Below are 6179 nucleotides of genomic sequence, written 5' to 3'. Positions count from 1 at the left end.
ACCTTGAAATAAAAAAACTGATATAAAAAACATAAATCTGATATAAAAACGTCGATTTTTACTATTAAGAACTATTTTAAATTTAAAAATTTGAGAAAAAAGGCAAACAATTGCAGAAATCAATCATTTATGTATAATAGGTGATAAAAAAAGGATAATTTACCTCGAAAACCTTGTCAGTACAGTAAATCTATTATAAAATGAAAGGTGCAAAGGAGACTTAGATGGTTACAATTAAAGATGTAGCGGCTAAAGCTGGTGTGAATCCTTCAACGGTTAGCCGTGTTTTGAAGGATAATAGATCCATTTCTCAGAAAACAAAAGAAAAAGTTAGGAAAGCGATGGCAGAACTTGGCTATGTCCCAAATGTTGCTGCACAAATGCTTGCAAGTGGTTTAACTTATAATGTTGGATTAATTTTTCCACCATTGATTACCCCAGATCGTTTGAATGAACCGTTCTTTATGCAAATTCTTTCAACAATAACCAGCGAAGCTAAAGTAAATGACTTCACTGTTTCAATTGCAACGGGTATGACTGTTGAAGAATTGGAAGAACAGGTTAAATTGATGTACCGTCAGAAACGTGTTGATGGTTTTATTATCTTATATTCAGATCCAGAAGACCCTGTTCGCAAATATTTGATGGATAATGAAGTGCCATTTGTTATCGTTGGTGCTCCTGAAGGTTTTGAAAATGATATTACTTATATAGATAATGACAACCAGTTGATGGGGAAAAAAGCTGTTGAGTACCTTTACCAAAAAGGTCATCGCGACATTTTATTTATTACCGATGATTTGAAATCAGAAGTGTCATCGGAACGCTACTTTGGATATCTTCGTGGTATGGAAAAATTAGGACTTCAAAGTGAAAAAGCCTTATTATTCGATCGTAGAGATCCAGTTGTAATGGAAAATTTGATTGAGCAGATTAAATCAAGCAAGGCTACGGCTTTGATTGTTATTGCTGATACAATTTCAGTGCGATTATCTCAGTTTTTATCATATTATGAATTAAAAGTACCCGATGATATTTCGATTATCACTTTCAATGATTCAGCTTACTCAGCTTTGATTCATCCTTATATGACAACTTTTGATATTAATGTTGCAAATCTTGGTCGAACAAGCTTCAGACAATTGGTTGAGCTAATCAAATCACCAGAAAAAGCTATTACCGAAAAAATTATTGTTCCATTCACGCTAAAAGAACGCGAAAGTGTTCGTCAGTTAACCGAAAAAAATTAATATACGTTTTTTCACGACATCTTATAGAAAAAAAGAATACCTTAACTGCTAATTTTTAAAGTAGTTGAGGTATTTTTTATATTTTTTGCAAAAAAACGATTGACTTACGCAAACGCTTGCGTTATAATTTGCAGTGTAAAGATAGCTGATAAAGGAGAAAACATATGGAAAAACGTGCAAGTGGTGTATTGATGCATATCACATCATTACCTGGCAAACAAGGGGTGGGAACATTTGGTCAAGAAGCATATAACTTCGTTGATTTCTTGGTTGAAACTGATCAAACTTACTGGCAAATTCTGCCATTGACAACGACAAGTTATGGTGATTCACCTTATCAATCATTTTCAGCAACTGCTGGTAATACACACCTAATTGACTTAGAATTACTTTGTAAACGAGGCTATTTAGCAAAAGAAGACTATGAAACAGTTAACTTTGGAGATGACTTAGAAAAAGTTGACTACGCTCGTATCTTTGAAGCACGTCGTCCGATTTTAGAGAAAGCAGTTGCAGCATTTATGCAAAATGATGATAATCAAAAAGCGCTAGCTGATTTTGAAAAAGAAGCAACTTGGGTAAAAGACTACGCTGAATTTATGGCGATTAAGGAATTCTTTGGCAATAAAGCTTTGCAAGAGTGGGATGATAAAGCAGTTGTTCGACGTGAAGAGGCAGCACTTGATGCTTATCGTGAGAAATTAAAAGATGTTATTACATATCACAAAGTCACTCAATATTTCTTCTATCAACAATGGGCCGCTCTAAAAGCCTACGCCAATGAAAAAGGTATCAAGATTATTGGTGACATGCCAATTTATGTTTCTGCTGATAGTGTTGAAGTTTGGACAATGCCAGAACTTTTCAAAGTTGATGCTGAAAAGAATCCACTTTGTATTGCAGGTGTTCCTGCTGATTCATTCAGCGATGACGGTCAACTTTGGGGAAATCCAATTTACGATTGGGAAAATCATAAGAAAACAAATTACGCTTGGTGGGTTTACCGTATTAAAGAAGGTATTAAATTGTACGACCTACTTCGAATCGACCACTTCAAAGGTTTCTCAGATTATTGGGAAATTCGTGGTGATTACGAAACTGCAAATGATGGTAGCTGGCAACCCGGTCCAGGACTAGCATTGTTTGATGTTGTAAAAGAAGAACTTGGAGATCTTCCAATCATTGCTGAAAACCTTGGTTACATCGATGCTAATGCTGAAAAACTCTTACAAGATACAGCATTCCCAGGCATGAAGATTCTTGAGTTCGGTTTCTATGACATTGAAGGCAAGAGTATTGATGCGCCGCATAACTGCAACAAAAACAGTGTTGCATACAATGGTACACACGATAATGAAGTGGTTAACGGTTGGTATGAAAACTTGACTGATGAACAAAAAGCATTTGTTAATGCTTATACACATCGTCAGGATGGTGAACCAATCACACAAACTATGCTTCGTACTTTGTTTGCGACTGTTAGTGATGTTGCAATTGCGACTATGCAAGATATTTTGGATAAACCAGCTGATTCTCGTATGAACATTCCAAATACCGTTGGTGGAAACTGGCAATGGCGTATGCTTAAGGAGGATTTGACTGATGAGCGTAAAGCTTTCTTGAAAGACATTACAGCTCTTTATTGCCGCAAAAATACATTCAAATAAAAAAGGAAAAGGAATATTATAATGACAACTAAATTTACAGATTACGTAACTTCAAAAGGTCAAACGCTTGCTGAATTGAGCAATGAAGATATCTATGTAGCTCTTTTACACTACGTCAAAGAATTAGCTGCACAAAAACCAAAAAACACTGCAAAACGCAAAGTTTACTACATTTCAGCTGAGTTTCTTATTGGTAAACTTTTGTCAAACAACTTGATTAACCTTGGTATTTACAAAGATGTTAAAGCTGAATTAGCTGCAGCTGGTAAATCAATCGCTGAGGTTGAGGATGTTGAACTTGAACCATCACTTGGTAATGGTGGTCTTGGACGTTTGGCATCATGTTTCATCGATTCAATGTCAACTCTTGGAATCAACGGTGAAGGTGTTGGTCTTAACTATCACTGCGGACTTTTCAAACAAGTCTTTGTTGACAACCAACAAGAAGCAGAAGCTAATTACTGGATTGAAAAAGATTCATGGCTTGTTCCAACTGATATTAGTTACGATGTACCATTCAAAAACTTCACACTTAAATCTCGCCTTGACCGCATTGATGTTCTTGGTTACAAACGTGATACTAAGAACTATTTAAACTTGTTTGATATCGATGGTCTTGATTACGGTTTGATTCACGATGGTATTTCATTTGATAAGACTGAAATCAAGAAAAATTTGACACTCTTCCTTTACCCAGATGATTCAGACCGTAACGGTGAGTTGCTCCGTATTTACCAACAATATTTCATGGTTTCAAATGCTGCACAATTGTTGATTGATGAAGCACTTGAACGAGGTTCAAACTTGCATGATTTGGCTGACTACGCTTACGTGCAAATAAATGATACCCACCCATCAATGGTTATTCCGGAACTTATCCGTCTTTTGACTGAAAAACACGGCATTGATTTTGAAGAAGCAGTCTCAATCGTGAAAAATATGGTTGGTTACACTAACCACACAATTTTGGCAGAAGCACTTGAAAAATGGCCACTTGATTACCTTGACGAAGTTGTGCCACACTTAGTAACAATCATTGAAAAACTTGCTAAATTGGTTGCGGATAAATATTCTGACCCTGCTGTCCAAATTATCGACGAATCAGGTCGCGTTCACATGGCACACATGGATATTCACTTCTCAACATCTATCAATGGGGTTGCAGCGCTCCACACTGAAATTCTTAAAAATAGTGAATTGAAACCATTCTATGATATTTATCCAGAAAAATTCAATAACAAAACAAATGGTATCACATTCCGTCGTTGGCTTGAATTTGCTAACCAAGATTTAGCGGATTACCTTAAAGAATTAATTGGCGACGAGTACCTCACTGACGCAACTAAACTTGAAAAATTGCTTGCTTTTGCTGATGATGAAGAAGTTCATGCAAAACTTGCTGAAATCAAACATAATAATAAATTAGCTCTTAAACGTTATCTTAAAGATAATAAAGGTATTGACCTTGATGAAAACTCAATCATCGATACACAAATCAAACGATTTCACGAGTATAAACGTCAACAAATGAATGCACTTTATGTGATTCATAAATATCTTGAAATCAAACGCGGTAACCTACCAGAACGTAAGATTACAGTTATCTTCGGTGGTAAAGCAGCGCCAGCATACATCATCGCACAAGATGTTATTCACTTGATTCTTTGCTTGTCAGAGTTGATTAACAACGATCCTGAAGTTAATAAATATTTGAATGTTCACTTGGTTGAAAACTACAATGTTACAGTAGCCGAACATTTGATTCCTGCGACAGATATTTCAGAGCAAATTTCACTTGCTTCTAAGGAAGCTTCAGGTACTGGTAACATGAAATTCATGCTTAACGGTGCTTTGACGCTTGGTACAATGGACGGTGCCAATGTTGAAATTGCTGAACTTGCTGGTATGGATAATATTTATACATTTGGTAAAGATTCTGATACAATCATTAATCTTTATGCGACACAAGGTTATGTAGCAAATGACTACTACGAAAATGATCCAGTTATTAAAGAAGCAGTAGACTTTATCGTTAGCGATGAATTGGTGAAACATGGTAATGCAGAACGTTTAGAACGTCTTTACGATGAATTGATTAACAAAGATTGGTTCATGACTTTGATTGACCTTAAAGAATATATCGCTGTTAAAGAAAAAATGCTAGCGGATTATGAAGATCAAAAATCTTGGATGACAAAAGTTATCAAAAATATTGCCAAAGCAGGATTCTTCTCATCTGACCGTACAATTGAACAATACAATAACGAAATCTGGCACAGTAAATAAACATAACGTTTAAAATGAATAAGCAAAGTTGTTTTATAGCAGCTTTGCTTTTTTATGCAAAAAATATTGAATTTTTATAAAAATTCTATTGACAAATGTATAAATATAAAATAGAATATATACATATCAAAAAAAGAAAAGAGAAAATGACTATGAAATTGAGTAAAGTGTTTGGTGGGTTGGTTCTTGTTGCTTCTACATGCTTGTTGACAGCTTGTGGCTCAAACGATAAAAAAGACACGTCTGTCTCAGATATTAAAGATAAAGGAACAATGGTGGTAGCACTTAATCCAGAATTTGCTCCGTTTGAATTTAAAACATTAGTTGACGGTAAAGACACTATTGTAGGTGCAGATGTTAAGATTGCTGAAGCGATTGGTGAAGAACTTGGTGTTAAGGTAAAATTTTCTTCAATGTCATTTAATAATGTTTTAGCGAGTCTTCAATCAGGAAAAGCTGACATTGCTATTTCAGGGATTTCAGCAACTCCAGAACGTAAAAAAGCTTATAATTTTTCAGAACCATACTATGAATCAGAAAATGTTGTCTTGATTAAGAAAACAGATCTTGATAAATATACAAAAACAACGTCTCTAGATGGTTTGTCTGTTGGAACACAAAAGGGGACAATCCAAGAAACAGTTGCTTCTGAACAATTAAAAGGGGCAAAAGTTGTCGCTTTGACACAAAATGGTGAGATGATTAATGAATTGAAAAATGGTCAAATCCAAGCTGTTGTTCTTGAAAAACCAATTGCTGAAGGCTACGTTGCTAATAATGACGATTTAACAATCTCAAATATTACTTTGAAAAATGATGACGCAGATGCTTATGCTGTTGCCCTTCCTAAAGATGACGACAAATTGACTAAAAAAGTCAATAAAGTTATCAATGATTTAAAAGATTCAGGTAAGATTGACCAGTTTGTTCAAGATGCTTATGCTCTGTCAACAAGTGATTCAAACAACTAGGGAGA

Annotated in this window: 4 protein-coding genes; all 4 read left to right on the top strand. The window is 35.1% G+C overall.

Features of this window, described 5'->3' with window-relative positions:
- The first annotated feature begins 224 nt into the window (after nucleotides 1-224).
- Nucleotides 225-1250: a LacI family DNA-binding transcriptional regulator gene (locus HMPREF0819_RS03510; protein ID WP_004232362.1), complete on the top strand. Its 1026-nt coding sequence runs from the start codon at nucleotides 225-227 to the stop codon at nucleotides 1248-1250.
- A gap of 164 nt (nucleotides 1251-1414) precedes the next feature.
- On the top strand, nucleotides 1415-2917 hold the full coding sequence (gene malQ / locus HMPREF0819_RS03505) for a 4-alpha-glucanotransferase (RefSeq protein WP_004232359.1): 1503 nt from the start codon (nucleotides 1415-1417) through the stop codon (nucleotides 2915-2917).
- Nucleotides 2918-2938: 21 nt separating this feature from the next.
- The gene (gene glgP, locus HMPREF0819_RS03500) at nucleotides 2939-5203 is read left to right on the top strand and encodes a glycogen/starch/alpha-glucan family phosphorylase (RefSeq protein ID WP_004232358.1); all 2265 of its coding nucleotides are present in this window, start codon (nucleotides 2939-2941) and stop codon (nucleotides 5201-5203) included.
- Between the two features lie 152 nt (nucleotides 5204-5355).
- Nucleotides 5356-6174, top strand: coding sequence for an ABC transporter substrate-binding protein (locus tag HMPREF0819_RS03495; RefSeq protein WP_282644824.1), 819 nt, complete (start codon nucleotides 5356-5358; stop codon nucleotides 6172-6174).
- The last annotated feature ends 5 nt before the right edge of the window (nucleotides 6175-6179 follow it).

The organism is Streptococcus equinus ATCC 9812 (genome assembly GCF_000187265.1).
Classification (GTDB): Bacteria; Bacillota; Bacilli; order Lactobacillales; family Streptococcaceae; genus Streptococcus; species Streptococcus equinus.
This window is presented reverse-complemented; position numbering and strand designations above follow the sequence as displayed.